At 43.6% G+C, this 24,240-nt stretch carries 18 protein-coding genes and 4 pseudogenes; 9 read left to right on the top strand and 13 right to left on the bottom strand.

Annotation, left to right across the window (positions count from 1 at the left end; genetic code table 11):
- The 3 genes and pseudogenes from V7K35_RS29640 to V7K35_RS08545 all read left to right on the top strand — a co-directional run.
- Positions 1 to 484 (top strand): annotated as a pseudogene (locus V7K35_RS29640) (hypothetical protein); the annotation flags it as partial.
- Positions 418 to 630 (top strand): annotated as a pseudogene (locus V7K35_RS08550) (YdcF family protein); the annotation flags it as partial. The pseudogenes V7K35_RS29640 and V7K35_RS08550, both read left to right, overlap by 67 nt.
- Positions 631 to 690: 60 nt before the next feature.
- A complete protein-coding gene (locus V7K35_RS08545; RefSeq protein WP_094329446.1) occupies positions 691 to 912 on the top strand; it encodes a hypothetical protein in 222 nt (73 codons plus the stop codon).
- Positions 913 to 917: 5 nt separating this feature from the next.
- On the opposite strand, the gene V7K35_RS08540 is transcribed toward V7K35_RS08545, so the two are convergent.
- The 3 genes from V7K35_RS08540 to bchI form a co-directional block, all read right to left on the bottom strand.
- Positions 918 to 1,139, bottom strand: a complete 222-nt coding sequence (locus V7K35_RS08540; protein WP_442939706.1) for a ferredoxin-thioredoxin reductase variable chain — start codon at positions 1,137 to 1,139, stop codon at positions 918 to 920.
- A gap of 423 nt (positions 1,140 to 1,562) precedes the next feature.
- Positions 1,563 to 1,859 carry a hypothetical protein gene (locus V7K35_RS08535; RefSeq protein ID WP_335078014.1) on the bottom strand — a complete coding sequence of 99 codons (297 nt, stop codon included), beginning with the start codon at positions 1,857 to 1,859 and terminating at the stop codon, positions 1,563 to 1,565.
- A 199-nt stretch (positions 1,860 to 2,058) separates the two neighbouring features.
- Positions 2,059 to 3,183 carry a magnesium chelatase ATPase subunit I gene (gene bchI / locus V7K35_RS08530; RefSeq protein WP_335078012.1) on the bottom strand — a complete coding sequence of 375 codons (1,125 nt, stop codon included), beginning with the start codon at positions 3,181 to 3,183 and terminating at the stop codon, positions 2,059 to 2,061.
- Between the two features lie 459 nt (positions 3,184 to 3,642).
- Between bchI and V7K35_RS08525 the strand changes: the two genes are divergently transcribed.
- Positions 3,643 to 4,866 (top strand): glycoside hydrolase family 10 protein, encoded by a 1,224-nt coding sequence (locus tag V7K35_RS08525; RefSeq protein WP_335078010.1) that lies wholly within the window; start codon positions 3,643 to 3,645, stop codon positions 4,864 to 4,866.
- A gap of 299 nt (positions 4,867 to 5,165) precedes the next feature.
- A complete protein-coding gene (locus V7K35_RS08520; RefSeq protein WP_335078008.1) occupies positions 5,166 to 7,427 on the top strand; it encodes a DEAD/DEAH box helicase family protein in 2,262 nt (753 codons plus the stop codon).
- A 3-nt stretch (positions 7,428 to 7,430) separates the two neighbouring features.
- Here the strand turns inward: V7K35_RS08520 and V7K35_RS08515 are convergent.
- Both V7K35_RS08515 and V7K35_RS08510 read right to left on the bottom strand, forming a co-directional pair.
- A pseudogene (locus V7K35_RS08515) lies at positions 7,431 to 7,681 on the bottom strand (ribbon-helix-helix domain-containing protein); the annotation flags it as partial.
- A 191-nt stretch (positions 7,682 to 7,872) separates the two neighbouring features.
- Positions 7,873 to 8,610 carry a Ycf66 family protein gene (locus V7K35_RS08510; RefSeq protein ID WP_335078006.1) on the bottom strand — a complete coding sequence of 246 codons (738 nt, stop codon included), beginning with the start codon at positions 8,608 to 8,610 and terminating at the stop codon, positions 7,873 to 7,875.
- Between the two features lie 343 nt (positions 8,611 to 8,953).
- Here V7K35_RS08510 and gndA point away from each other — a divergent pair, with 343 nt between their 5' ends.
- Both gndA and V7K35_RS08500 read left to right on the top strand, forming a co-directional pair.
- The gene (gene gndA / locus V7K35_RS08505; protein WP_334795260.1) at positions 8,954 to 10,438 is read left to right on the top strand and encodes an NADP-dependent phosphogluconate dehydrogenase; all 1,485 of its coding nucleotides are present in this window, start codon (positions 8,954 to 8,956) and stop codon (positions 10,436 to 10,438) included.
- 779 nt (positions 10,439 to 11,217) lie between these two features.
- A pseudogene (locus V7K35_RS08500) lies at positions 11,218 to 12,792 on the top strand (group II intron reverse transcriptase/maturase).
- A gap of 276 nt (positions 12,793 to 13,068) precedes the next feature.
- On the opposite strand, the gene V7K35_RS08495 reads toward V7K35_RS08500, so the two are convergent.
- A complete protein-coding gene (locus V7K35_RS08495; RefSeq protein ID WP_335078004.1) occupies positions 13,069 to 13,992 on the bottom strand; it encodes a LysR family transcriptional regulator in 924 nt (307 codons plus the stop codon).
- Positions 13,993 to 14,112: 120 nt separating this feature from the next.
- Here V7K35_RS08495 and V7K35_RS08490 point away from each other — a divergent pair, with 120 nt between their 5' ends.
- Complete coding sequence (locus V7K35_RS08490) at positions 14,113 to 15,204, top strand: NAD(P)-dependent alcohol dehydrogenase (RefSeq protein WP_335078002.1); 1,092 nt, start codon at positions 14,113 to 14,115, stop codon at positions 15,202 to 15,204.
- A gap of 322 nt (positions 15,205 to 15,526) precedes the next feature.
- Here V7K35_RS08490 and V7K35_RS08485 read toward each other — a convergent pair whose 3' ends face one another.
- Positions 15,527 to 16,666, bottom strand: coding sequence for a serine/threonine-protein kinase (locus V7K35_RS08485; RefSeq protein ID WP_335078000.1), 1,140 nt, complete (start codon positions 16,664 to 16,666; stop codon positions 15,527 to 15,529).
- Positions 16,667 to 17,042: 376 nt separating this feature from the next.
- Complete coding sequence (cax, locus tag V7K35_RS08480) at positions 17,043 to 18,176, bottom strand: calcium/proton exchanger (RefSeq protein WP_335077998.1); 1,134 nt, start codon at positions 18,174 to 18,176, stop codon at positions 17,043 to 17,045.
- A gap of 593 nt (positions 18,177 to 18,769) precedes the next feature.
- On the opposite strand from cax, the gene V7K35_RS08475 reads away from it, so the two are divergent.
- On the top strand, positions 18,770 to 21,484 hold the full coding sequence (locus tag V7K35_RS08475; RefSeq protein WP_335077996.1) for a DUF3536 domain-containing protein: 2,715 nt from the start codon (positions 18,770 to 18,772) through the stop codon (positions 21,482 to 21,484).
- Positions 21,485 to 21,534: 50 nt separating this feature from the next.
- On the opposite strand, the gene V7K35_RS29635 is transcribed toward V7K35_RS08475, so the two are convergent.
- The 5 genes from V7K35_RS29635 to V7K35_RS08455 all read right to left on the bottom strand — a co-directional run.
- On the bottom strand, positions 21,535 to 21,780 hold the full coding sequence (locus V7K35_RS29635; RefSeq protein WP_442939705.1) for a hypothetical protein: 246 nt from the start codon (positions 21,778 to 21,780) through the stop codon (positions 21,535 to 21,537).
- Between the two features lie 36 nt (positions 21,781 to 21,816).
- Positions 21,817 to 22,062, bottom strand: coding sequence for an HNH endonuclease (locus tag V7K35_RS08470; RefSeq protein WP_335077994.1), 246 nt, complete (start codon positions 22,060 to 22,062; stop codon positions 21,817 to 21,819).
- A 4-nt stretch (positions 22,063 to 22,066) separates the two neighbouring features.
- Positions 22,067 to 23,164, bottom strand: coding sequence for a Gfo/Idh/MocA family protein (locus V7K35_RS08465; protein WP_335078016.1), 1,098 nt, complete (start codon positions 23,162 to 23,164; stop codon positions 22,067 to 22,069).
- Between the two features lie 361 nt (positions 23,165 to 23,525).
- Positions 23,526 to 23,963: a HigA family addiction module antitoxin gene (locus V7K35_RS08460; protein ID WP_335077992.1), complete on the bottom strand. Its 438-nt coding sequence runs from the start codon at positions 23,961 to 23,963 to the stop codon at positions 23,526 to 23,528.
- Between the two features lie 64 nt (positions 23,964 to 24,027).
- Positions 24,028 to 24,240: hypothetical protein (locus V7K35_RS08455; protein WP_335077990.1), on the bottom strand; the 213-nt coding region annotated here is incomplete at its 5' end.

The following is a 24,240-nucleotide window of genomic DNA, read 5'->3' as shown; positions in this document are numbered from 1 at the left end:
TTTGATACTCGTGAACGAGTCTTTGATACTCGTGAACGAGTCTTTGATACTCGTGAACGAGTCTTTGATACTCGTGAACGAGTCTTTGATACTCGCCAACGAGTCTTTGATACTCGCCAACGAGTCTTTAATACTCGCTGACGAGTCTTTGAACTCCGTTAATGAGTCTTTGAACTCCGTTAATGAGTCTTTGAACTCCGTTAATGAGTCTTTAATACTCGTTGACGAGTCTTTGAACTCCACTCCCCTGCCCCCCTGCTTCTTTCCTAGCCCCCAGTCCTCAGCCTATGCCCCATGCCCTAATAATGTTTTTATATCTTTCCAAATTACTGCCACTATTCTTTTATCCACTAGGACTAGCCTGCGTGAGCTTGATAGTAGCATTAGTCACGTTGTGGAAACGACCGTTTACTGCGGCGATCGCTTCAGATTTTCCAGCGTCAAGGAATCAATGCCATTCCTGCACCCACTGACTTTCTTGTGAGTCAGGGTGAACTGCAAGAACTCGGCAGCACTCCCAAAGCCGCTATACTGAATTTATTACCTGATACCGACAACTTGCACGAATTTACCAGCGCTTTAAAAGAGTATATTGGTTCTTTAGTTTATTGCTTACGCGGTTGGCTTTAATCAAATTATGAATTATGAATTATAAATTTTTAACTCCTAACTCCTAATTCAATTAACATTATGTCTAAAAATTTACCTTATATTATGCCATCCCCTCAACCCCAAGTTGAGGAAGCTTTTGCTGCTTACCAAACAACCCACCAGTTCTACCATGAAGTTCGGTCACGGTCAGAGTTTCAGCGTTATTGTGAATGGTATTATACAACAGCAGAACAGCATCGGCAAGAGCTTAAAAGAATGCGCGGCGAACTGAATATTTTCCAGTGGTTTCGCCGGCGATAAGTGATTTAGATGACTTCTAACTCATTTTCACGTAAATGGGCTTTAAACTTTTTACTAAACTGGACTACAATCGGCAGATTAGCGCTTACCGGTCTGCCTCGCCATTGGGTGGCAATACCTACGACATCACCTTCTGTGCCTTTGATGTCAAAAGCCTGACTCCGATGTTCAGGATGATGATACACTACTACCGATTCTTTAACACGGACGCGATCGCCAACTTTCATAACAACATTTACACCTAGCATTTGCTTTTCCACAAGTATCTGCTACAAAATATATGATTAAATCGCTTAAAATTTGATTTAATCAGCTATTTCTTGACGCTTCATCGGGCTAATACGGCGCGTTTAACCCTCTGCGTCCAGGTAAGGCAGCGCATTACGGTGAGTCCAGCGTAGCGACTGCCGCACATCCTAGCAGTCCGTGCGTACTTTTTTAAGTTTTTTGCCGCGTTAATATTTATCGCCCTTATCCTCCGTCTTTACCCCAAAAGCAGGGAAATGAAAGGAAATCAGGCAACAGTACTTTGACAAGATATCTAACCCTTTTATCTTCACTCTAGGATGTTCCCCAGGTCAACTGTCTCACGAATTTTCGTACATAGCAGACGCGCTAGAACATCCCATAAATAACCGTACTTGCATGTATTACTGTTGGTAAAACAATTCCCCGAATTGATAGAGGCTGATGATAAGCAATAGCGATGCTGTTAGTTGGGTAATTCGCGTCTGGGGTGAGGGGGCGATCGCTTCCCGCACTAAGATAGAAATAGATGCCCCAACTACTAGGCTCAAGCCTAAGATTAAATAGGGTCTATCAGGTAAAATAGTGGCTATTGCAAGCAGTGCGATCGCTAATAAGAGCATCAATAATTCTACAAACCTGGGCGGATTGTATTGACTAGATAGAACGAAGCTATTGAACCAAAAAGACCAAAATCTCATAGTCAGTGTTGAATATTGTTAGCGGATAGCTATGGTTTAGCCCGTGCTGACTTAGGAGTTAGACTCTGCCAATTTTGGATTTTAAATTTTCGATTTTTCCTTCAATCCCTTCGGGTTCAGCAGTCACTTATGGGGGAAACCCCCAAGACCGCGCTGCTTCACCAAAATCCAAAATCGAAAATCCAAAATTAATTGCCTCCTAACCCCTAGCCCCTAACTTTTGGCCTGTGCCGTTTTTTTGTGCAGTATCACTTTCTGGTAGTTCGACGCCAAAGACGCGGCTAAAAGCTTTGGCGACTTTGTAACCAGAATCAATCGATTCCAAGGGATCTTTCCGCAGTCTGTGACGCAAGCATAGGGTAATTACGCGGTGGATATCATCAACTGTAACTTCAGTGCGTCCTTCATATGCTGTTAAGGCTTTGGCGGCGCGGTTACTAACAATGTCACCCCGCAAACCATCTACATCCAGTTCAGAGCAGACTTCAGAAATTTTTACCCGCAGATCATAGTCAATTTTCACCTCTGGCAAAAGCTGTTGAGCATTGACAATTTGCTCTTGCAATGCTTCTTGTTCGGGCTTGTGCTTTTCAAGAAATACTGGAGGATTTTGGTCAAAATCCGCCCGTTGTTCCACGATTTGCACCCGCAAGACTGGTTCTTTTACTGTGTGAATTTCTGCGTGCATCCCGAAGCGGTCAAGCAGTTGAGGGCGCAGTTCGCCTTCTTCAGGGTTTCCAGAACCCACAAGAACGAAACGCGCTGGGTGACGGATAGAAATACCTTCCCGTTCTACAGTGTTCCATCCACTGGCAGCAGAGTCCAGTAACACATCTACGAGGTGGTCATCTAGTAAGTTGACTTCATCTACATAGAGAATGCCTCGGTTAGCCTTTGCCAGCAGTCCTGGTTCAAAGGCTTTGACACCTTCAGATAAAGCTTTCTCAATGTCGATTGTGCCGCAAACTCGGTCTTCTGTAGCTCCTAGCGGCAGGTCTACCATTTGGACTTTTTTCTGAGCAACAGGAATTTGGGCCCCTTGTTCTAACAGTTTGCGGACTTCATCGCTCATCAAGTCGGGGTCGCTAGGATCACTACTGAAGGGGTCATTGGCAACCACGGAGATTTCTGGCAGCAGATCCGCCAGCGCCCGGATAGTTGTGGATTTACCGGTGCCGCGATCGCCCATGATCATTACACCACCAATTTTGGGATCAATCACGTTCAATAGCAGCGCCAGTTTCATTTCTTCCTGGCCCACAATTGCCGTAAAAGGAAATACTATGCGACGCGCACTTGCCGTGGATTGAGCAGTTGGACTCACTAAATTACCTTAACAATATTTTTCTTATTACAGTTCTTTATTGTGACACAGGTAGGGCGTGGGAGAAATCAATTCAAAATTCACTCATTCAAAATTCACTCATTGTATCCTTACGGGGATCTTGCTACGCGCAGTGTCTGGTAGAGAAGAAAAAGGCTGAGGGAGATGTAGCTTTAACTTCGTGCAGCGTGGGAGTTTAGGAAGATGAAGTATAACCAATCCCCAATGCCCAATAGACATTGGGCACTAATGACTACTAGCTGCGTCAAACATCTTATAACTTTGCTAAGTCTGCTTTAGTTTTCTGGTGCAAAAGTTCCATAAGCAGGGAATGAACAACTACCAACTCATCAATCTTATAGTAAGCATAAATACTTATAAACTATATGAATGGTCAGTAGATTCAATCATCAAAGCGAGCAATGGAGTGTGTAGGTAGCTAATGCATCATTCAAATCTATGAAATTACCTTTTCTTGTTCAAAGTTGGCGGCGTAAATGCACAGCAGCTTGTCGTCAGACATTGCTCAAGTATCTTTTTCCGATTCTCATTTTAATATCCTTTGTTACGGTATTGCTGGTAGATAACTTCATGCCTGCGATCGCCCAGTTACCGCGTCAGGAAATTCGCGGGGTTTGGATGACCACCAATGATTTTGACACCCTCAAGAGTCGTGATAAAGTGCAGGATGCGGTGAGTGAACTAGAACAGATGAACCTCAATACAATCTATCCTGTGGTGTGGAATTCTGGCTATGTGATGTATCCCAGCGCCCTAGCACAACGTGCAGGTATTCAACCTTTTGTCTACAAAGGTTCAGATGGGCACGATATTTTGGCAGACCTGATTACCCAAGCCCATCACAAAGGATTGCTAGTAATTCCCTGGTTTGAATTTGGTTTCATGGCTCCCCCAACCTCAGAACTGGCACTGAATTATCCCGATTGGTTCACACAAAAGCGGGATGGTAGCCAAATTTCAATCAGTGCAGCGGGTGAGGTGATGTGGCTCAATCCCTTCCATCCACAAGTGCAACAGTTCATCACCAATCTCGTGCTGGAAACTGTCACTCAATATGATGCCGATGGCATTCAGTTTGACGATCATATGAGTTTGCCTCACGAATTTGGTTACGACCAATATACAGTTTCTTTGTACACCAAAGAAACCAATAATCCTCCGCCAACTAATTCCCAAGATGCAGCATGGGTAAAGTGGCGGGCAGATAAAATTACGGCGTTCATGGTACAACTTAACCAAGCTGTGAAGCAGAGAAAACCCCAGGCGATTTTCTCTGTTTCTCCTAATTACTATGATTTGGCTTACAAGTTTCACCTGCAAGATTGGCTGAGTTGGATGCGGCAGAATATTGTAGATGAGTTAATTGTGCAAATTTATCGTCCAAATCTGCAAAGTTTTGTGGCAAATATTTCCCGCGCAGAAATTCAAGAAGCGCAACAAATAATTCCAACTGGAATTGGCATTATGACAGGGTTACGAAATAATCCAGTTCCCATGCAGCAAATTAAGTCTCAGGTGCGGGCTGCCCAAGAACGCGGTTTAGGCGTAACCTTCTTCTATTATGAAAGTCTTTGGAACGATGCTTTAGAATCCTTAAACGAGCGACAAGTTGGATTTGAAACTCTCTTTCCATCTCCTGCACTCCGCGCCAGAAGTGAATAACTTTTCTGTTTAAGATGATTTTCCTGTAATATAAATTAAGGTTTTTACAGCTAATGGTAGTGCGATCGCCTGTTGTCCTGAAAGGCTCAGATTCCTAACTTATCCAAAGAAGCCAGGGTGCGATCGCCTTCCTAAAGTATCTTTTAATACATTCAATTCTAAATAAATATCCTGCTAATTAGTTAGACATTGCTCTCAGTTTGGGAATACTGGTAATTAGGGTGATTCTGCAATCCGTTGAGAAAGAAGTAGTTCCAGCCTCTCCCCTAAAGCACAGTCTTTCCAGGATTTTACTGTTTATGAAAACTGTTCAAGTTACCTACGCAGGTTGGATCGAAGTTAGAAGGGGTGAAACTCCCAAAGAACTATACTCCCACCAGAACGAAGCAATCAAGGCGTTGAATAAGAAGAATCAATTTCCCTTTGAAGGCTTGCTAGTTCTACCCACCGGCGGCGGAAAAACTTTGACAGCAGTTCACTGGTTACTACGTAATTTTATTAACAACAAGAAAAAGGTTCTGTGGATTGCTCATCGCCATGAACTACTTGAGCAAGCTCTTGAGACACTTCGACTTAATACATATTCATCATTGTTGAGTAATGTATCAGGATTTAGATACCGCATTATCTCAGGTCATCCTAAACATGATATACCTGTACACATTGAACCCAGTGATGACATCATCATTGCCAGTAAAGATAGTCTAAATAGTGGGCTTGATTACTTATTGACAAACTGGGTCAGTCACTTACAAGAAGTTCTCTTGGTTGTAGATGAAGCGCACCATGCAACAGCTAAGACCTATCGTAAATTGATTAATGCTGTCAAGGATAATCTAAAAGAGCGAAGTCTTGATAACGGCTTTAAAATGCTGGGGCTAACGGCTACGCCCTTCAGAACAGATGAGAGCGAGAAGAGTTTGCTAAAGTTAGTTTTTCCAAATGATATTATCTTTTCAGAACACCTGAGAGATTTAATCGCCAAGGGAATCCTTGCTGAACCGATTTTTGAAAATATCAAAACGAATATAGAAATCAAGCAAAAATTGAATGCATTGAATGCAAGGCAAATCAAGAATATTGAAGATTTTGACAGGCTGCCAAAGGATATTGCTGAAGAGATTGCTCAGTCTACTGAACGTAACAGGCAAATTGTTGACCACTATATCGAAAATCGGGAGAGATACAAACCTCTTTTAGTATTTGCTATCAATGTTATACACGCAGTTGCATTGAACAAAGTTTTTAAGGATAAAGGAATTAATTCTGATTTTATTGTGGCAGCAGTTAATGCAACAGACAATAAAGAAAAAATACAAAAATTTAGAAATGGAGAGCTTGAAGTGTTGATCAATGTAGAAATATTAACTGAGGGAATAGATTTACCTAACGTACAAACTGTTTTTCTCACACGACCGACCGCCTCTACAATACTAATGACACAAATGATTGGTCGGGCTTTACGTGGGCAAAAAGCAGGCGGTACAGAAAAAGCTTATGTGGTCAGCTTTATTGATGACTGGGAAAACAAAATTAACTGGGTTAACCCAGAAAAACTTCATTTTGAAGAAGATGCGGAATTTCTTGTAAAAGGAATTCCATCAAGTAATAGAACTGCTCGGCTGATATCTATTGAGATGATCGAAGAATTCGCTCGCATCATGGATGACTCAATTGATACTAATGATTGGGAAAAACTAGACTTTTTGAAGAGGATTCCTATTGGGATTTATCATTTTTCTATTCTCGAACCATCCGAAGGATATGAGCCTAATCCTAGACCTTATGATGTGTTGTTGTATGACGATACAGAAGAAGCATACGACAATTTTGTTAACGATTTGAAGCCTTTATTCCAAAGTATTGATTTACAAAATAGGGAAATATTGACAGAAGCAGAACTTGAAGAACTTTGGCAAACTGCAAAGCAAATTTCTTTTCCTGACTATCAAACTTTGCTTGGTTACAGAGATGATGATATAAAAAATATCTTACGTTTCTATGCTCAAAAGCAAATTCCACCAGCATTTCTAGCTTTTAGCGAGAGAAGAAAGTGTGATTTGTCTATCGTAGCAAGATATATCTACGACAATTCTTTAGGCGGTAAAGCAGAGGCTGACTATATCAAATCACTTTGGAATGATGAAAAGTCTTTTTGGCAAGTCTTATTCAGCTATAACAAACTATATTTTATGAAGCAGTTGGCTATTGAAATTATGAAGATTACAGACCCAGAGATATATGGTAATTATGTAGTCGGAACAATACCAAATGTAATTCCTGATACTGTACCAATAGAGAAGTTAACTCTATGTGAAATCAAAGAGCGAGATATTCTTGAATACATAAAAATTAAAAAAGCTGTATTCGCCAAGTACACAGATGCAAAAGGATTTATATCTTGTGCAATCAGTGGAGTTAAAAGTCAGATGCGGAGAGATTTTCAAATTGATCACATTAAACCTATGTCTCAGGGTGGTTTAACTATCATAGATAATCTGCAATTGCTGACACGTAAAACTCATGTAGAGAAAACCCGTAGAGAGAATACAAGATGCTAGTATTTGCGCTTTGCGTAATTTCTCTGGCAGTCGTGCCATCACCACTTCACCATCTACTACGTCTCCACGTTCAATAGAAGCAAGCCCAACAGCTATTTTTTCTCTTGTTCTTCTTCCCATTCCTGATAACCTTTCTCCCATTCTTCCAACAGTTTCAATGCTTTAGCAATCACATCTTCAGCATTTTCATATCTACCTGTAGCAATTCGGGTTTGTATAAATTGCTCGTATTCCGCTTGAAATTGGATGTTCATAATTTTATCCCTAATTAGTTATGGACAAGAGATAGAAACGCCCCATTGATTTTAGGATAGATGAATTTATTTATAGCGTTTAATGTGTGCTTCTATCGTTCTGAATTAGCGTTTGAAATTAGCCCTAAAATAGTCTCATGGAAATAGTGAAACCCAACATTGTATTAGGTTTACGTTGGGTTTCACTGCATTCAACTAGCTTGATTTGGCGGTATTACTTCCGGTGGTGTTTCCGCCGGAGGAGCGAGTACCGCATCTGGCGCAATTTCTTCTACGGAAATCGGTTGTTTTTCCTCAATTTCAAAATCTGCTTGCGCTGCTTCCACCAATTCAGGAGATGGGGGATGTGGCGGAATCGCTTCTGGTACACTCTCGGTTTTTGCTTCGGTGTCGGTAATAACCGTCTTCTTTGCTGGTTGTTTTGGTATAGAAGTAGTTTTGTTGATAATCTCAACAGTAGGTTTCTCTGCCAGTATAGAGGTAATGTCTTCAGGTTTGGGGGTTGTGGGTGGCTTTTTACTCACAGTCTGTTGCACCTTATCTTTCACGCCACTGAAGGTGCTACCAAGACCTTTTTGCAACTGGCCTAGCCGTTCCTGAAGGGACAACTTATTCACCTGTTCCTGAATGCCAGTTTTCACCGTCTCAGAACTGGGTACTTGGGTTTGTTGTGCCTGCGGAGTCAGTTGCCGACGTAATGATAAAGTTTGCCAGCCAAACCAGACCAAAAGAGCCACACTAGCCACATGACCCAGCAACAAACCCCCAGTAATGCGTGGTGTAAACACCCATAAGACTAAGGCATAGAATAGTCCTACACCACTCCAGATAAAGTCATTCTTGCGGTGGATTTCTGGGAAAAAGAAAGCTGCTATGTAAATGGCTAAACTACCAAGACCGACCACTAAAGCTAGGACATATGCCAGCATTATTTGGTTACTCCTTTGACTAGGGATTGGGTACTGGAGATCAGGTATTGGGGATTGGCTATTAGGTAGTGGGGATTGGCTATTAGAAAGAAAAACTAATTTAGTGAATTAAATTTCTTTCTAGTCCCCAGTCCCCAGTCCCCAGTCCCCAGTACCTTCACTAACAATTTTGCAAATTTTGCAAGTTAATTGTTGATTTAGATACAATTTAAAATTAATTATCCGTGTTAGTTGTGGATTTTTGTCGTTTATTCAACTCTTAAGGTCTTCTTTAGGAGAGAACGGAAAATCTCGGACTACGCTTAAAGTAAAAGGATCTGCAAGAGTTAGCCAGAAATTTTTTATGACACTACAAAGCTTTGGTGTGATTGGATTAGCCGTTATGGGTGAGAACATCGCTCTAAACGTGGAGCGCAATGGCTTCCCGATCGCAGTATACAACCGCTCGCGCGATAAAACCGACAGATTCATGGCAGAGCGGGCGCCAGGACGGAACGTTAAAGCCGCCTTTACCCTGGAAGAATTTGTCGCTGCATTGGAACGTCCTCGCAAAATCCTAGTGATGGTGCAAGCTGGTAAGCCAGTAGATGCAGTAATTTCTCAACTCAAACCCTTGTTAGACGAAGGCGATATCATTATCGACGGTGGCAACTCTTGGTTTGAAGATACAGAACGACGCACTCAGGAATTAGAACCCGCTGGACTTCGGTTTATCGGTATGGGTGTCAGCGGTGGTGAAGAAGGTGCGCTAAATGGCCCCTCACTGATGCCTGGAGGTACAGAAAGCTCCTACGAGTATCTCTCACCAATTTTTAATAAAATTGCTGCCCAAGTTGATGATGGCCCTTGCGTAACCTATTGCGGTCCTGGTGGTGCCGGTCACTACGTCAAAATGGTACACAACGGCATCGAGTATGGCGATATGCAGTTAATTGCAGAAGCATACGACTTGCTGAAAAATGTTGCTGGACTAGACCATAATCAGCTACATGAAGTTTTTACCGAATGGAACACCACCGACGAACTCAATTCGTTTTTGATTGAAATTACAGCAAAGATTTTCCCATACATTGACCCAGATACAAATCTACCCTTAGTCGATTTGATTGTTGATGCCGCAGGGCAAAAGGGAACCGGACGCTGGACAGTGCAAACTGCAATGGATTTGGGGGTTGCCGTACCAACAATGATTGCAGCGGTGAACGCCCGGATAATGTCTTCCTTCAAAAAAGAGCGGGTAGCAGCATCCAAGATACTTACAGGTCCTTCTGGCAAGTATGAGGGAGATACCAAAGCCTTTATCAACATGGTGCGAGATGCCCTGTATTGCTCGAAAATCTGTTCTTACGCTCAGGGCATGGCATTGTTGGCTACAGCTTCAAAAACCTATAATTTTAACTTGAATTTAGGTGAACTGGCGCGGATTTGGAAGGGTGGCTGTATTATTCGCGCTGGGTTTTTGAATAAGATTAAGAACGCATTTAGCGAAAATCCAGCGCCACCTAACCTGCTATTGGCTCCGGAATTCAGACAGACAATTCTCGACAGACAAACAGCTTGGCGCGAAGTGTTGGCAACAGCAGCAAAACTGGGAATTCCAGTGCCAGCATTCAGTGCGTCATTAGATTATTTTGACAGCTATCGACGCGATCGCTTGCCTCAAAACCTCACTCAAGCTCAACGCGACTACTTCGGGGCGCACACCTACGAGCGACTTGATAAGCCCGGAGCCTTCCACACGGAATGGACACCGATTTCTGAAGCATCCGTGCAAACTTCCACACCAAGACAGCTGCAAGCTACAGAACCAACTACACCTACAAATTAGAGAGTTTTAGATTGTAAATTTGAAAGTGGCTCTGTAAGAGCCACTTTTTTGTCAATTATTACTGTAAATTGTTATTTCCCCCCTGCTTTATCTAACGATAATTATTTACGCCGACTTACTTAGTAGAATTAGTCTGGCATTCTGAAGACAGAATTTATTGCTCACAAATTATTTGTGCGATTCGTTGATTAGTAAATCACGGTATTCAGTCCGTAAATAACTAATCCAGCCCGACAGCAGATTACTGTCACCAAAAGGCTGAACTCTCGGTCAGATGCAAGTGCAAGTCTTGCCATTCAGACTCAGAATTGACTCCTTACCTGCCCACACCGAACAAGCTCGATTCTTGTAGAGTGAAGCTGGGAACAGGGCGCAATCAGACGACCGTTGCGGGTTGACACTGGCGCTAATAGGGAGTTCCTATGATGAAACAGAGCCTAGAAAAGCGACTTATCGTGGGGCAGGGCGCAACGCAAAATCCCTGACCTAACTGGAGCTTATTCCCGCCGAATTATGAATGAGATAACGGCAAGAGTCCAGGGAATCCAGTAGTCGAATTGGCTGCATCTAACGGAACAACGCCAGATGCTTCAACCGGGGGAACCCCGGCAACGCACTGGCTCATCAATCTCTCCGAGGGAACGAATAAAAACGATTTGTGAGTCTTGGAGCTTTCGTTCCCCAGGTAGGCTAGACGAGAAGCGGAATTCTCACAAGTCGGGTAGGACAGTCCGTAATTGGACTGAGGTGTTCAGAATACACAAACTCTAGAAGAGAAAATGATTAGACACAGTTACAAAACTAGTGAATCTTGGAGAGCCTTACCGTGGAAGAAATTCCGCCGAAATCTTTTCCGCCTTCAAAAGCGCGTGTACAAAGCTGTTCTTGTTGGAGACAAGCGGAAGGCTAGGTTACTCCAAAAGCTTATTCTAAAATCCACCTCGGCTCGATTTCTTGCAATTAGACAAGTATCTCAGCTAAATGCTGGTAAAAAGACGGCTGGTATTGATGGTAAGAAATCCTTCTCATTTGAAGAACGCTTCAAATGAGAAGAACTACTGAGAAGGAACAGTAGAGACTGGAAGCATAAAGGACTACGGGAAATCCCCATCCCCAAAAAGGACGGGACAACCAGAATGCTTAAAATACCAACCATCGCGGATAGAGCTTGGCAATGCCTCGCAAAATATGCACTTGAACCAGCACATGAAGCCACCTTCCACGCACGGAGCTACGGGTTTAGAACTGGGCGCTCTGCCCACGATGCACAAATGTACATCTTTAACAACCTTCGCTCCAAAGCCAACGGAATAGATAAACGAGTTATCGAACTCGACATCGAAAAGTGCTTCGATAGGATTAACCACTCAGCAATAATGAACGAACTCATCGCCCCTAAAGGCTTAAAACTCGGTATCTTCCGATGCCTTAAGTCAGGAGTTAACCCAGAATTCCCCGAACAGGGAACACCTCAAGGGGGAGTGGTCAGCCCATTACTAGCCAACATCGCACTTAACGGGATCGAGAGTATACACAGATACCACGCACAGCAAGGATACAGAATCACTGATAAAACCTCAACCAAGGATATCAGAGAAACATCAGTCCGATATGCGGATGACATGGTTATTATACTCCGACCCGAAGATGACGCGACAGAGATACTTGAAAGAATCAGCGAGTTTCTCCGCAAACGCGGAATGAATGTAAGCCAAAAGAAAACCAAAGTTACCGCCGCGACAGATGGGTTTGATTTCCTCGGATGGCACTTTAAAGTCCAGAAAAACGGAAAGTTCAGAAGTATCCCATCAATGGATAACTTCAAAGCGTTCCTAAGACAAGTAAAACACATCGTCAACAACTCGAATTATGGTGCTACCACAAAGGCTGAGAAATTAGCCCCGGTAGTTAGAGGGTGGAGAAATTACCATAAGTTCTGCAAAATGGACGGGTCTAGAAACTCGTTATACCACATTGAAAAAAGAGCTTACACGGTATTCAACAAGGAAACCAAGCAAAACCGCAACTCTAGCAAGAAATTACTAGACAAAGCATTCCCAGCAGTTTCCTACTCCGAAAACGAACACGTCATGGTCAAAGGAACAAAATCCCCCTATGACGGAGATACAGCCTACTGGAGCGAACGCAAAAGTAAGCTCTACGATGGCGGAACCTCTATTGCTCTTAAGAAGCAAAACCATAGATGTGTTTCCTGCGGTCTAAAATTTATCGATGAAGAACGGGTTCACCTGCATCACATCGATGGAAATCACGACAACTGGAAGAAAAATAATCTTGAAGCAATTCATGAGAGTTGCCACGATTACAAACACATGAGCAAAAGCACAAGCTAAGAACATCGGAAGCTGGGTGCGGTGAAAGTCGCACGCCCAGATTTAACTGAGAGGTGCGGGGAATAATATCCCCCATCGACTCAACCAAATCACTACAGGAACTGAGAAATTAACTAGACAGACTCTTAAATCAAGAAGAATTAATTATTAAATGGCAGGGAAAAATAAAAAATAAGGGTAACACTGTTATTGCAAGTTAAATGTGGAACAGCTTATCTTTGGCAACTTGGTATTAGTAGCCGAAAAATTGTAATTTCAATTCGACCCAAACCGGATCTACATTCCCGTTTGTGCAGTTTGCCCATAAGCCGATTTGACCCGCAGAGCATCAATCAACGCGGTCAATGCCGGCGGCGTCTGGCGGCGGTTTGGATGATAAAGGTAGTAGCCGGGGGAGGTCGGGCACCACTCTGCCAAGACCTGGATCAGCCGACCCTCGGCAACATGATCGGCAATTTGATCCTCATAGAGATACCCAATCCCCTGTCCTGCCAAGGCAGCAGCTAGAATCAGATCGCCGTCATTAAAGACGAGAGGTCCATCGACCCTAACCTGAAACGGGCGCCCATTTTCCTTAAACTCCCAAGAATAAAGACCTCCATCTGTCACAAATCGATAGTTGATGCAGCGATGTCCGGCGAGGTCTTGCGGTGTGTTCGGTACGGAATGGTTAGTGAAATAGGCTGGCGACCCGACGACTGCCGCTTGGATATCCGGCCCGACCCGCACGGCAATCATATCTTTGGCGACCTTTTCACCAAACCGGATGCCGGCATCATAACGGTTCGCGACAATATCGGTCAGACCGTCGTCTATCGTAATCTCGACGCGGATATCCGGATATGCATCAAGGAAATCGGGCAGCACGGCCCATAGCACAGAGGTCGCCGCGTGTTTAAACGTGGTAATGCGTATAGTCCCAGCAGGTTTGTCACGCAGCTCACTTAGAGCTGTCAGCTCGGCGCTGATATCCTCGAAAGCAGGTCGCAAGGTTTTTAACAGTCGCTCACCAGCCTCGGTCGTCGAGACTCTTCGGGTCGTTCGCGCCAGCAATCGCAAGCCAAGACGGTCTTCGAGCGCCTTCATTGCGTGGCTCAAGGCAGATGGTGACATATCCAGCTTCGACGCGGCGCGCGTAAAGCTCATCTCGTCGGCGACCACCACGAATGCGGCTAAGTCGTTCAGTTCGTCACGCTTCATTACTGCATGTATTTCATAAGTTTATTCAGATTATGCCATCTAGTCAAAGGATTGTATCCGATCTATATTTACTGCACATAGATTAAATCGCCCCTGACTTACAAAAAGGAAGAAAAGCAAATGCCAAGCAATACCTCTCTCGAACGCAATCGATCGCTGCGGTGCTGTTATGGACTTGCTGCTTTAGGTCAAGGTGATCGCCTGGTTTCCTGGGTTTTTGATCGAAGGGAGTTACGACCCAACGATATTGCCGTGAAGATCCAGTTCTGCGGCGTCTGCCACAGCGATCTGCACGCAATTCGGGGAAAGAGCCGCTTTCCTTTAGTTCCGGGTCACGAGATGGTGGGCGAGGTAACGGCAATCGGTGCGGATGTAACGAAATTCCAAATCGGCGACGCTGTGGTGGTGGGCACGATCGTCGATTCCTGCCGCCAATGTCCACCGTGCAAAAGCCATTTAGAGCAATATTGCCGCGAAGGTGTGACGAACACCTACGATGGGATCGACAGGCACGACGGCAGCATCACGCGCGGGGGCTACTCGAACGAATATGTTGTCGATACCCATTTTGCCTATCACATCCCATCGGGTCTCGATCCGGCAAGCGTAGCACCCCTGCTCTGCGCGGGGGTCACAACCTGGTCGCCGCTTCGCCACTGGGACGTGGGACCTGGCAAGACGGTTGGTATTGTGGGGCTGGGCGGTCTCGGTCACATGGCAGTGAAATTTGCTCACGCGTTGGGCGCTCATGTCGTCCTATTCAGCACGTCTGCGGGAAAGCTTGCCGATGCGAAGGCATTGGGGGCAAATGAGGCGATCGTGTCAACCGACGAGACACAAATGGCAGGTCAAGCATCCCGCTTCGATTTCATCCTTGATACGGTTTCATCCCGCCATCCGCTCAACCCGTATCTGCGATCGCTCAAGCTTGATGGCACGCTCTGCTGTCTTGGGATTCCCGCAGATATGGATTTCAGCCCTGTCTTCCTGACGATGGGACGGCGGCGGTTGGCGAGTTCAGGGGTAGGGGGTACGCGTGAAACGCAGGAGATGCTAGATTTCTGTAGCCAGCATAATATATCAGCCGATGTCGAAATTATCTCGGCTGCGGATATCGACGACGGTTTTGAACGGCTTGAGCGGGGAGAGGTGCGCTATCGTCTGGTGATCGATATGTCCACCCTCGAAGCACCAGCCAGGGTCACTGCCTGATCTTTCCACGCGGCGAAATCTGAAGCCATATCAAAAAACTCCAGCGTTCAGAGGTGAATCGATCAAGTTCGCGCCGAGAAAAACACTTAAGCAGGAGATATAGTAAGGGACTGGGGACTAAGGACTGGGGACTGGGTGAAAAGCCTTTTTGCGGCTAAGTTTTATCATCTGTTAATGTCCTAACCACCTTGGCTGTTGCTATAACATGCGACGTTGGATTTTGAAAGCTAGAACTACCGATCTTGAGGGACTGGTTTTTGAGGATACACCAATGCCGGAGCCTGGCCCGGGGGAAGTGCGAATCCGCATTCATTCAGTAATATTAAGAGTTATTATTACCAAGATATTTAGCTTTTAATTCTTCTAATTCTTCATCTATTTTGCTTTTAGTAGGAGGCTGAGATGTGGGGTTTGGTGATTGTATTTTATTTGGTTGAGGTTTGCTGCTACCCAAAAATTGGGTTTTCATTTCCTCTAATTCTTTCTCAAGTTGATTAGGAGATTTCGATACAAAAGCGGCTGGAGAATTTGGTGGTGATTGAGGGATCGGTTTTGGCGGTATCACTGGCGTAGCTGCTACTTTCGGCTGGTGATTTAAGTCTTTGAAAACTTCATCTACTGTTTGGTAACGCCGCACTGGAATACTTTCTAACATTTTGTTGAGAATGCGACTCAATTGATTACTGATGGGAGTTTGCAAGTATTGTTGCCAAACCCAAGTATCGTTGTTGGTATCATAGGAATCGAAGGGCGATCGCTTAGTTAATAAATTAATACAAGTAGCACCCAAACTGTAAATATCACTGGCGAAAACAGCCCTACCTCTCATTTGTTCAGGTGCAACATATTCTGGACTACCAATACTAGTACCTGTTTGATTTAAGGCGGTGCCAGTGGCAGATTTAGCAGCACCAAAATCTACTAAAACTAGTTTGCTATCTCTCTCGCGTAAAATAATATTTTCTGGCTTAATATCGCGATGAATTACGTGTCTGGCATGACAAAATTGTAAAACTGACAATAAATCATTTAGTAATTGCCGAATTTGTATTTCATTGAAAGCACATTTATGTGCCAATTCCTGAGCTAAGTTTTGCCCGTCGATAAATTCTTGGACAAGATACTGTCGGTCTTCTTGGGTAAAATATGCCAGTAGTTCGGGAATTTGGGGATGTTTGCCCAATTCATCTAACTGCACCGCTTCTTGGTTAAATAACTCTACGGCTTTTGCTAGAGTGTTAGTGCCTTGGGCTTGGGGATAAAATTGCTTAATTACGCAGCGTGGTTTTGAGGGTTTATCCTCATCCACAGCTAAGAAGGTTTTGCCAAAACCACCTTGTCCGATTGGTTTGATCGCACGGTAACGTTCTTTGAGGAGTAATTTGTAACCACAAGTCCGGCAAAACTTGACATCATCAGGATTTTCCGGCTTGGGACAATGGGGATTAAGGCAGTAGCTCATATAGGCGATCGCTCTTATATGTCTTTATTTTCTCCTGTCCCAGGCAAAAGGGGGTAATCAACAGATTTTGTATTTTGGATTTTGGATTTTCCTGCGGAACGCTACGCGTAGCTTGCTTCTCCGTTCGCGGAGCGTCTCGTAGAGAAGGAGTACGACTTTGCTCAGTCGAACGATTTTGGATTCGTGTCACCCAGAAGGGGTAAAGCGCGTAGCAAAACGTTATTCTGGCATGAGCCAAAAGAATCTAAATATCTAAAATTGGCTCAGTCATGACTCATAATCAACAGCGTAGGCGCAGCCCGTCGTAAACATCGCTTTCTTGTTAAACTATGAGTGATGTTTACGACGGGCTATTCGGCGTTGCACTGCTAACTAATTACCCCATACTTTCCATAACTGGATGGAAGTAGAAGGCAAACCCCAACACTGTATAAGCAGCTAATAATAAAGTGCCTTCCAGCCAATTAGACCTACCATCGGAACTAATAGTGTTTGCAATCAATACTGACACAACCACAGCTACTAATTCAAAAGGTTTGAAATCCAAATCCATTGGTTTACCCAATATCCGCCCTGCTATAACTAACACAGGCGCGACAAATAAGGCAATCTGCATACTTGATCCCACAGCCACAGAAAGGGAAAGATCCATCTTATCTTTCATCGCCACGGTGACTGCTGTGGCGTGTTCAGCCGCGTTACCGACGATGGGAACCAAAATCACCCCTGTAAACAGCGCCGTCAAACCTAGCTGAGATGTGGCCACCTCCAGAGAATCCACTAGCATTTCTGACTCAATTGCTACCATTAAGGTACAGAGTAGCAGCACGCCAACCCACAATGCTATATTTGGTTTAGCATGAGATATTGATATTTCCTCTGCTTCTGCTTCTGCCTCCGCTAAACCTACATCATATAGATAGGAATGGGTTTTCATGGAAAATAGCAGTGTTAAGGCATAAACCAGGATTAATACTACGGCAACAGCAATAGAAAGATTTTGCAGTGTTTGTTGGTTAATACCTTGAGAAGTATAATTCATCGCCGTTGGCATCAAAATGGCAATCACTGCCAAATTCATTGAAGCAGCATTCACCCGCGCCACAATTGGCTGAAATGTCTGTTCTTTATAGCGCAGTCCTCCCAAAAGCATGGAAAAACCCATCACTAGTAGTAAGTTGCTAATAATCGATCCCGTGATACTGGCTTTGACTACATCTATTAACCCAGCGTTCAGCGCGATTAGGGCGATGATTAATTCTGTAGCATTGCCAAAGGTGGCGTTTAATAAGCCCCCCAATGATGGCCCCACTACGACAGCAATTTCTTCTGTGGCTGTACCCATCCAAGCTGCTAAGGGCAGAATTGCTAATCCAGCTGTAATGAAAACTATCAATTCTCCCCACTCCAGAAAGTGGGCTGCTAGGGAAACCGGGATAAACAGCAATAAAACGAGAAGAATAATGTTTTTTGTTGACATTTGTTGTCTTGAGGTGAGGGTATCATCCACAGCCAGCAATCCTAAGTTTTAAATTTGGAGTGTTGATTAAAAAATAACTTTCAATTCAGCACTCTCATAGGATACTCTCAACCGTCTGTAGAGCAATTCAGAAATTGTACTGTTTTCAGTTCACTGCTGTGTATGTAAAATAAAATTGCGATTTAAGGAGTTTTTGTCATCTTTTGTTGCAAAACTATGAATTTGAGCCAAAATCTTACACCAGAAATGGTGTTTAATAAATTAAAAGACAATTAAAATTTTGATTGGCGCTCAAGAAGAGAAAACCCCTAACTGAGATTTTGTTCAATGGCTAATTACTTTGAGCTTTTAGGGAAAGGGCTGTCTTGCAAAGTTCCTTTAAGTCGGCAGAGCCGACGACAGTCGCCTCAAGTCGGGAAACCCGCCCACGCCGCTGTCTCCCCAAAGGACTTTGCGCTGTGCGATAACGCAGATTTCCCACTACAATAAAACAGATTTGTCAAAAATTGGGTTGGATTCCATAGTTGTTATTTATACCGGATTTTGTGTTCAAACCATTGGAGAAAGGTTTATGCACAAACTTTTCGGTGCAACTGTAAGTTTTTTGTTTTGGATAAATATACATGACTTCTGCTGACCAAATGCCAGCTAGTGGCTCAACGTTAATATTAGATTCAGATCCCAATAACACCAAAGAAAGCGATCCCCTGAAAAAGGCTAATGGTGTTTATGTGACGGTGCATGGTCATTTTTACCAGCCACCGAGGGAAAACCCTTATCTGGACGCAATTGAACGCCAACCGAGCGCTGCACCTTTCCATGACTGGAATGAGCGGATTCATTGGGAATGCTATCGCCCGAATGCTTTTGCCAGAGTCTTAAATGACCGAGGCGAAGTGGTGGAGATCGTCAACAATTATGAGTATTTTAGTTTTAATATTGGGCCAACGCTGATGTCGTGGCTAGAACGCTACGATGTGGAGGTTTATCAGCGGATTTTAGAGGCGGATACGAAGAGTAGCGATCGCTTGCATGGTCACGGCAATGCGATCGCGCAAGTATACAATCACATCATCATGCCTCTGGCGAACGAACGCGACAAATATACCCAAATTCGCTGGGGTAAAGAAGACTTCCGCTCTCGCTTTGGACGCGATCCCGAAGGCATGTGGCTAGCAGAAACTGCTGTAGACTACGCCACCCTAGAAGCTCTTGTTGCTGAGGGTATTCGCTTCATTATCCTTGCACCGTCTCAAGCACTGCGTTGCCGTCCCCTCCCCACTCAAGATCATCCCAATCCTGAATGGATCGAAGTCGGTGGTAGTCAGATTGATTCCACTCGTCCCTATCGTTGTTATTTGCAGCCCACATTAAGCACTTCATCTTCAACTTTGAATGCGATCGCCACTAGTTCCAAGGATAGTGGTACAGAAAGATTACCCTACATTGATATCTTCTTCTACGATGGCCCGATATCGCGGGACATGGGTTTTAGTGATGTCGTTTATAATTCGACTCACTTTGCCGGACGTATTGGTTCAGCTGTGCGTGGGGATCATCGGCCAACACAGTTAATCTCTGTGGCGACGGATGGGGAAACCTTCGGACATCACAAGAAGGGAACTGAGAAAACTTTAGCCTACGCCTTTACCAGAGAGTTTCCGCAACAGGGTTGGACGGTGACAAACTTCGCCCACTACTTGAGCTTAAATTCTCCCAATTGGGAAGTGGAATTGAAGTCAGTTACAGCCTGGAGTTGCGCCCACGGTGTCGGCAGATGGGAAGATGACTGTGGTTGCGGTGGAGAAGGCAGCCTTTGGCATCAGAAATGGCGTCGTCCCTTGCGGAATGCTCTAAATTGGCTGCGGGATCAGCTAACTGATGTGTTTGAAGAACATGGCAGGCAGTTATTTCGTGATCCCTGGCAAGCACGCGATGAATATATCCAAGTAATGCGCGATCGCTCTGCTGGCAATGTCAACCGTTTTCTCTCTCGTCATCAAACCCACAAACTAACAGCAGCCGAACAAGTAGACGCCCTGCGCCTGTTAGAAATGCAGCGTCACGCTTTATTGATGTTCACTAGTTGCGGTTGGTTTTTTGAAGAAATTTCCCGTCCAGAGGGGACACAAATTCTCCGTTACGCCGCCCGTGCTTTGGAATTGGCAGGGGATGTGGCAGGTGTGCAGTTGGAAAAAGGCTTCGTCAAACGTCTTGGTTTAGCCCCCAGTAATGTCGATGAATTCAAACACGGTGCGGAAATTTATCGGCAACTCGTGTTAACTGCCCAGCTTGGCTTTAAGCAAGTAGCAGCCCATTACGCCATTACTTCCCTGTTTAGCAATCAGAAACTAGTAGAGACACGCAATTCTCTGCCGAGAAAAGATGCTGCTGACAAACAGTCTCAGCGTTACCAAAAAAAGGTTTATTGCTATGCGGCCAATGAGCTAGATTACCAACTGCAACGCATGGGATCGCTAACTCTGGCTGTGGGAAATTTAAAGCTGGTATCAGAGATTACTTGGGAAAGTGAGCATTTGGTATTTGCGGTTCTGCATTTAGGAGGCTGGGATTTCCATTGCTGCATTCAACAATTTACTGGGCGGCGTGACTATAGCCAATTAAAAGAAAAGCTGTTTGGGGCGCTACAACAAGCTAGTGCGGCTCATACTATCTTGGTGATGACACAGCTATTTGGGGAAGAAGCTTTCAACTTGCAAAATCTATTTGCTGAAGAACGTCACCGGATTATGCGGCTGCTTAGTGAAGAAACACTGACACGTTTAGGACAGTTGTATACCCAAGCATACCGTGATAATTATGGGGTACTGATGGCGTTTCATCGAGATGAAATAGGAGTACCGCAAGAATTGCAGGTAGCAGCCGATATTGCTTTAGGGCATCGCTGTCTGATGACATTGCGATGGCTTGAGCAAGATATCGCTGATCCCCAAAAGAGTTGGAATCACATATTAGAATTAGAGGCGATCGCTACTGAAGCAAAACATCTGCGTTGTCGGCTGAATATTCCCGACGGTAAACAGATGTTAGAACAGTTAATTGCGCGATCGCTTTGGCAATTGTTGCATGATGCCAATGGTAGTTTTAATGCAGATATCCAACTATTGGAGCGATTGATTGATGTTGGGGATCAATTAAATATTGATATTTCTCTACAGCGATCGCAAGAGCTATATTTTAGTTGTCTGTACAGTCAGATAGCGCCGGTGTGTGTCACTAACCTTGAGAATGAAGGAGATAATCAGTGTCTTCAGTTGCTCAAGTTGGGCAAAAAGTTAGCCGTTGATGTCAGCATGATCTCAAATCAGTTAGGATAAAAATCTCACACACAGAGAAGGGGATAATCCCCTTTTCTTTTTAACTTCCTTTACTTAACCTGGGGGCGATCGCAATGGTATGGATAAAGCCACTCACACTTGAAGAGTCCGTGGGTATGTTTCTCAAAAAATGTTCCTGCATGGCGTCCAGGCGATATATCGATCCCAGCTTTCGTTTTAATCTCATATAGCCAGGGAAAGGCTACTACTAAAACAGCTATGACAGCGAAGAGGTAGAGAATCGTAGTTCTAATATTTAGAAATCTTAAGGATTTGCTATTGTGGTTTTGAGGCATAGATAATCAGAAACTAATAGCCCATCTCATCCTAACTTAAAGCTGAAAATATCGCCGGAAGCGGGGATCAATGTTGTCTGTTTTCTGCTGATTGCAGGTAAGACAGAGAGTTTGGAGATTGCTGATATCGTTTTGACCACTACGGGCAAGGGGAATGATATGGTCAATGCTGAGGTTAGTTTCTGTAGTAGTTTTACCGCAGCTTTGGCATTGGTATTTGTCACGTTCAAAGACATATTTCTTTACTTCCGCCGGGATACGAATACGGGGAGTTTTGCTCATTTTCTTAGTTGCGAATAAATTCTTCCAAGCTTGGTACATCTACCCAACTTGCTTTTGTATGAGATTCATGGGATAAATCTATCAATAACTGAGAATAAATTCCTTCTCGCAGCGATGGTATAATTTCCTGATTGCGGTCAATTCCTTGCACCCATTGGTCTACTACACGGATAAATGCACAAATGCGCCCATCAGTATAATTTTTGGGAAAAATTAACCGATTCGGTATTTCTATTTCCTTTAAAGGTTTACCTGGCTGAGAACCCCAAACACGAAAACCATGTATATAATCTTTTTGATTTTCACTACCCACTATTAATGTACCGCGATCGCCATATACTTCTACCCAATGGGTTCTTGATGCATGAACAACCGCACTGATAGAAACTTGGCAAGGTGTACCATCTGCTAATTCCAGCGTTAATATACAGTTGTCATCGCTATCCACTGGCTTGGATTCCCCACTAACAGGGTCAATTCGTGTGGGAATAGCAGTAGTTAAATGGGCGTTTAATCTACGGGCTGGCCCGAATAACCAGTGAATATAATCGAAGGCGTGAGAACCCAAAGATCCCAATGCACCGCCTCCTTTATCTTTGTCAGAATACCAATTCCAAGGGCGTGAAGTATCAGCACGAGAAGAACCTAACCAATCAATTTTAATTAAGCGCAACTCACCCACATAGTTTTCTGACAATAGTTCAGCAAATAATTGCCATGCTGGTACAAAGCGAAATTCAAAATCTACAGTTGCAATCACGCCTTTTGCTTTAGCTAACTGATAAAGTTCTTTAGCCTCAATTGCATTTAAGGTTGTAGGTTTTTCGAGTAATAAATGTTTCCCAGCTTGCAATACGGTTTTTGCCATTTCATAGTGCAAAAATGGCGGTGTAGAGATGCTGACTGCTTGCACTTCTGGCAATGCCACAACATCTGTAAGTGAATCGGAAGCGTGGGAAATATTATGGGATTCTGCTATCGCTTTGGCTTTATTTATATCTCGGTGATAAACAGCAACTACCTCAGTTTGAGGATGTGCTTGGAATCCAGGAATGTGGACTTTTTGACCAAATCCAGTGCCGGCGATCGCAACCCCAATCATATTATCCTTTACTCGCATACTTCTACAAGTTACTATTTACTTAATCATATCATTTTATCTATTATATCTAAATATATTCGACTCTTTACTTGGATCAAACTTTCTAGCGAATAACTTTTCTGATTGCCTGATTTTTTCAAAATCCTTTTTCTCTCAAATTATTGGATGATAGGCATTAACGTTGTCACCCCAATCTATATATCATGTTATCGTTAACTACCTGAACTTGAAAAGGTAAAATTAAAATAAGTATTTAGTGAAATAGCTCATATCCCAGAGAAGTTTAATTAAAATAATTAGTAATCTTGGGGTTTATTTTACAAATTATTTATCTACTTTACATATTTTACGATATATTTTTTTATCGCATAAGTCTAATAGTCAAAGGATAACGATAATGTTCACCAGTGTAAGCTTTAATAGCAGCAAAAGTAACTATGAATAATTGGACTATTAGCATTAATAAAATTGATGACATAAACACAATTAGTAAATTTAACCAAAATGTCCACTCCTTCAAACGGTTTTCTTCTTCTATCCGTGCTAAACCAGCGCGATATTGAGCCTCACGCTTGAGCCAAAATGCTGCTGTACTCCCTAAAACCCGTTCTAGCTTCAGGGCTGTTTCTTCATTGATAGGTGCTTTGCCATTAATCAACTGACTGATATGTTTCGTGCTGTAGCCTAATCGCTCTGCTAACTGTACTTGCGTCCAATCACGCTCTTCTAATATGTCAGCGATGGTATCACCGGGAGGAGATACCCAATCTGGAGTGAATGTTCGGGTTGTCTCAGTCACAAAATATCAGGGTATTTTTTTGCAAAAGTAATTTATTGAATAAATAAGGATTAATTTTGATGGTTTAAATACTCAAATAATACCAGTTTTTATTGTTAAAAGTAATCACTTTTGTGCAAACTCCACTCAGTTCCCAGTGTCTGCGAGTGGGTGTTTCGGCTGCAATCATATCGACAATTTTAATACAGCATTTTGCATCTAAATGAAGTACATCCTTACCCCCCTTAATCCCACGCCACTTGCTACAACGGAGGGAACCTCCCTTCGGGTTCAGCAG

The organism is Nostoc sp. (assembly GCF_036917275.1).
Lineage (GTDB): Bacteria > Cyanobacteriota > Cyanobacteriia > Cyanobacteriales > Nostocaceae > Nostoc.
This window is presented reverse-complemented; position numbering and strand designations above follow the sequence as displayed.

Coding starts and splice junctions, on each gene's coding strand:
- V7K35_RS08490 (WP_335078002.1), top strand. CDS start 14,113: ATGCCAAGCAATACCTCTCTCGAACGCAATCGATCGCTGCGGTGCTGT.
- V7K35_RS08485 (WP_335078000.1), bottom strand. CDS start 16,666: ATGAGCTACTGCCTTAATCCCCATTGTCCCAAGCCGGAAAATCCTGAT.
- V7K35_RS08545 (WP_094329446.1), top strand. CDS start 691: ATGTCTAAAAATTTACCTTATATTATGCCATCCCCTCAACCCCAAGTT.
- V7K35_RS08465 (WP_335078016.1), bottom strand. CDS start 23,164: ATGATTGGGGTTGCGATCGCCGGCACTGGATTTGGTCAAAAAGTCCAC.
- V7K35_RS08520 (WP_335078008.1), top strand. CDS start 5,166: ATGAAAACTGTTCAAGTTACCTACGCAGGTTGGATCGAAGTTAGAAGG.
- V7K35_RS08475 (WP_335077996.1), top strand. CDS start 18,770: ATGACTTCTGCTGACCAAATGCCAGCTAGTGGCTCAACGTTAATATTA.
- V7K35_RS29635 (WP_442939705.1), bottom strand. CDS start 21,780: ATGCCTCAAAACCACAATAGCAAATCCTTAAGATTTCTAAATATTAGA.
- V7K35_RS08525 (WP_335078010.1), top strand. CDS start 3,643: ATGAAATTACCTTTTCTTGTTCAAAGTTGGCGGCGTAAATGCACAGCA.
- V7K35_RS08470 (WP_335077994.1), bottom strand. CDS start 22,062: ATGAGCAAAACTCCCCGTATTCGTATCCCGGCGGAAGTAAAGAAATAT.
- V7K35_RS08510 (WP_335078006.1), bottom strand. CDS start 8,610: ATGCTGGCATATGTCCTAGCTTTAGTGGTCGGTCTTGGTAGTTTAGCC.
- gndA (WP_334795260.1), top strand. CDS start 8,954: ATGACACTACAAAGCTTTGGTGTGATTGGATTAGCCGTTATGGGTGAG.
- V7K35_RS08540 (WP_442939706.1), bottom strand. CDS start 1,139: ATGAAAGTTGGCGATCGCGTCCGTGTTAAAGAATCGGTAGTAGTGTAT.
- V7K35_RS08495 (WP_335078004.1), bottom strand. CDS start 13,992: ATGAAGCGTGACGAACTGAACGACTTAGCCGCATTCGTGGTGGTCGCC.
- V7K35_RS08535 (WP_335078014.1), bottom strand. CDS start 1,859: ATGAGATTTTGGTCTTTTTGGTTCAATAGCTTCGTTCTATCTAGTCAA.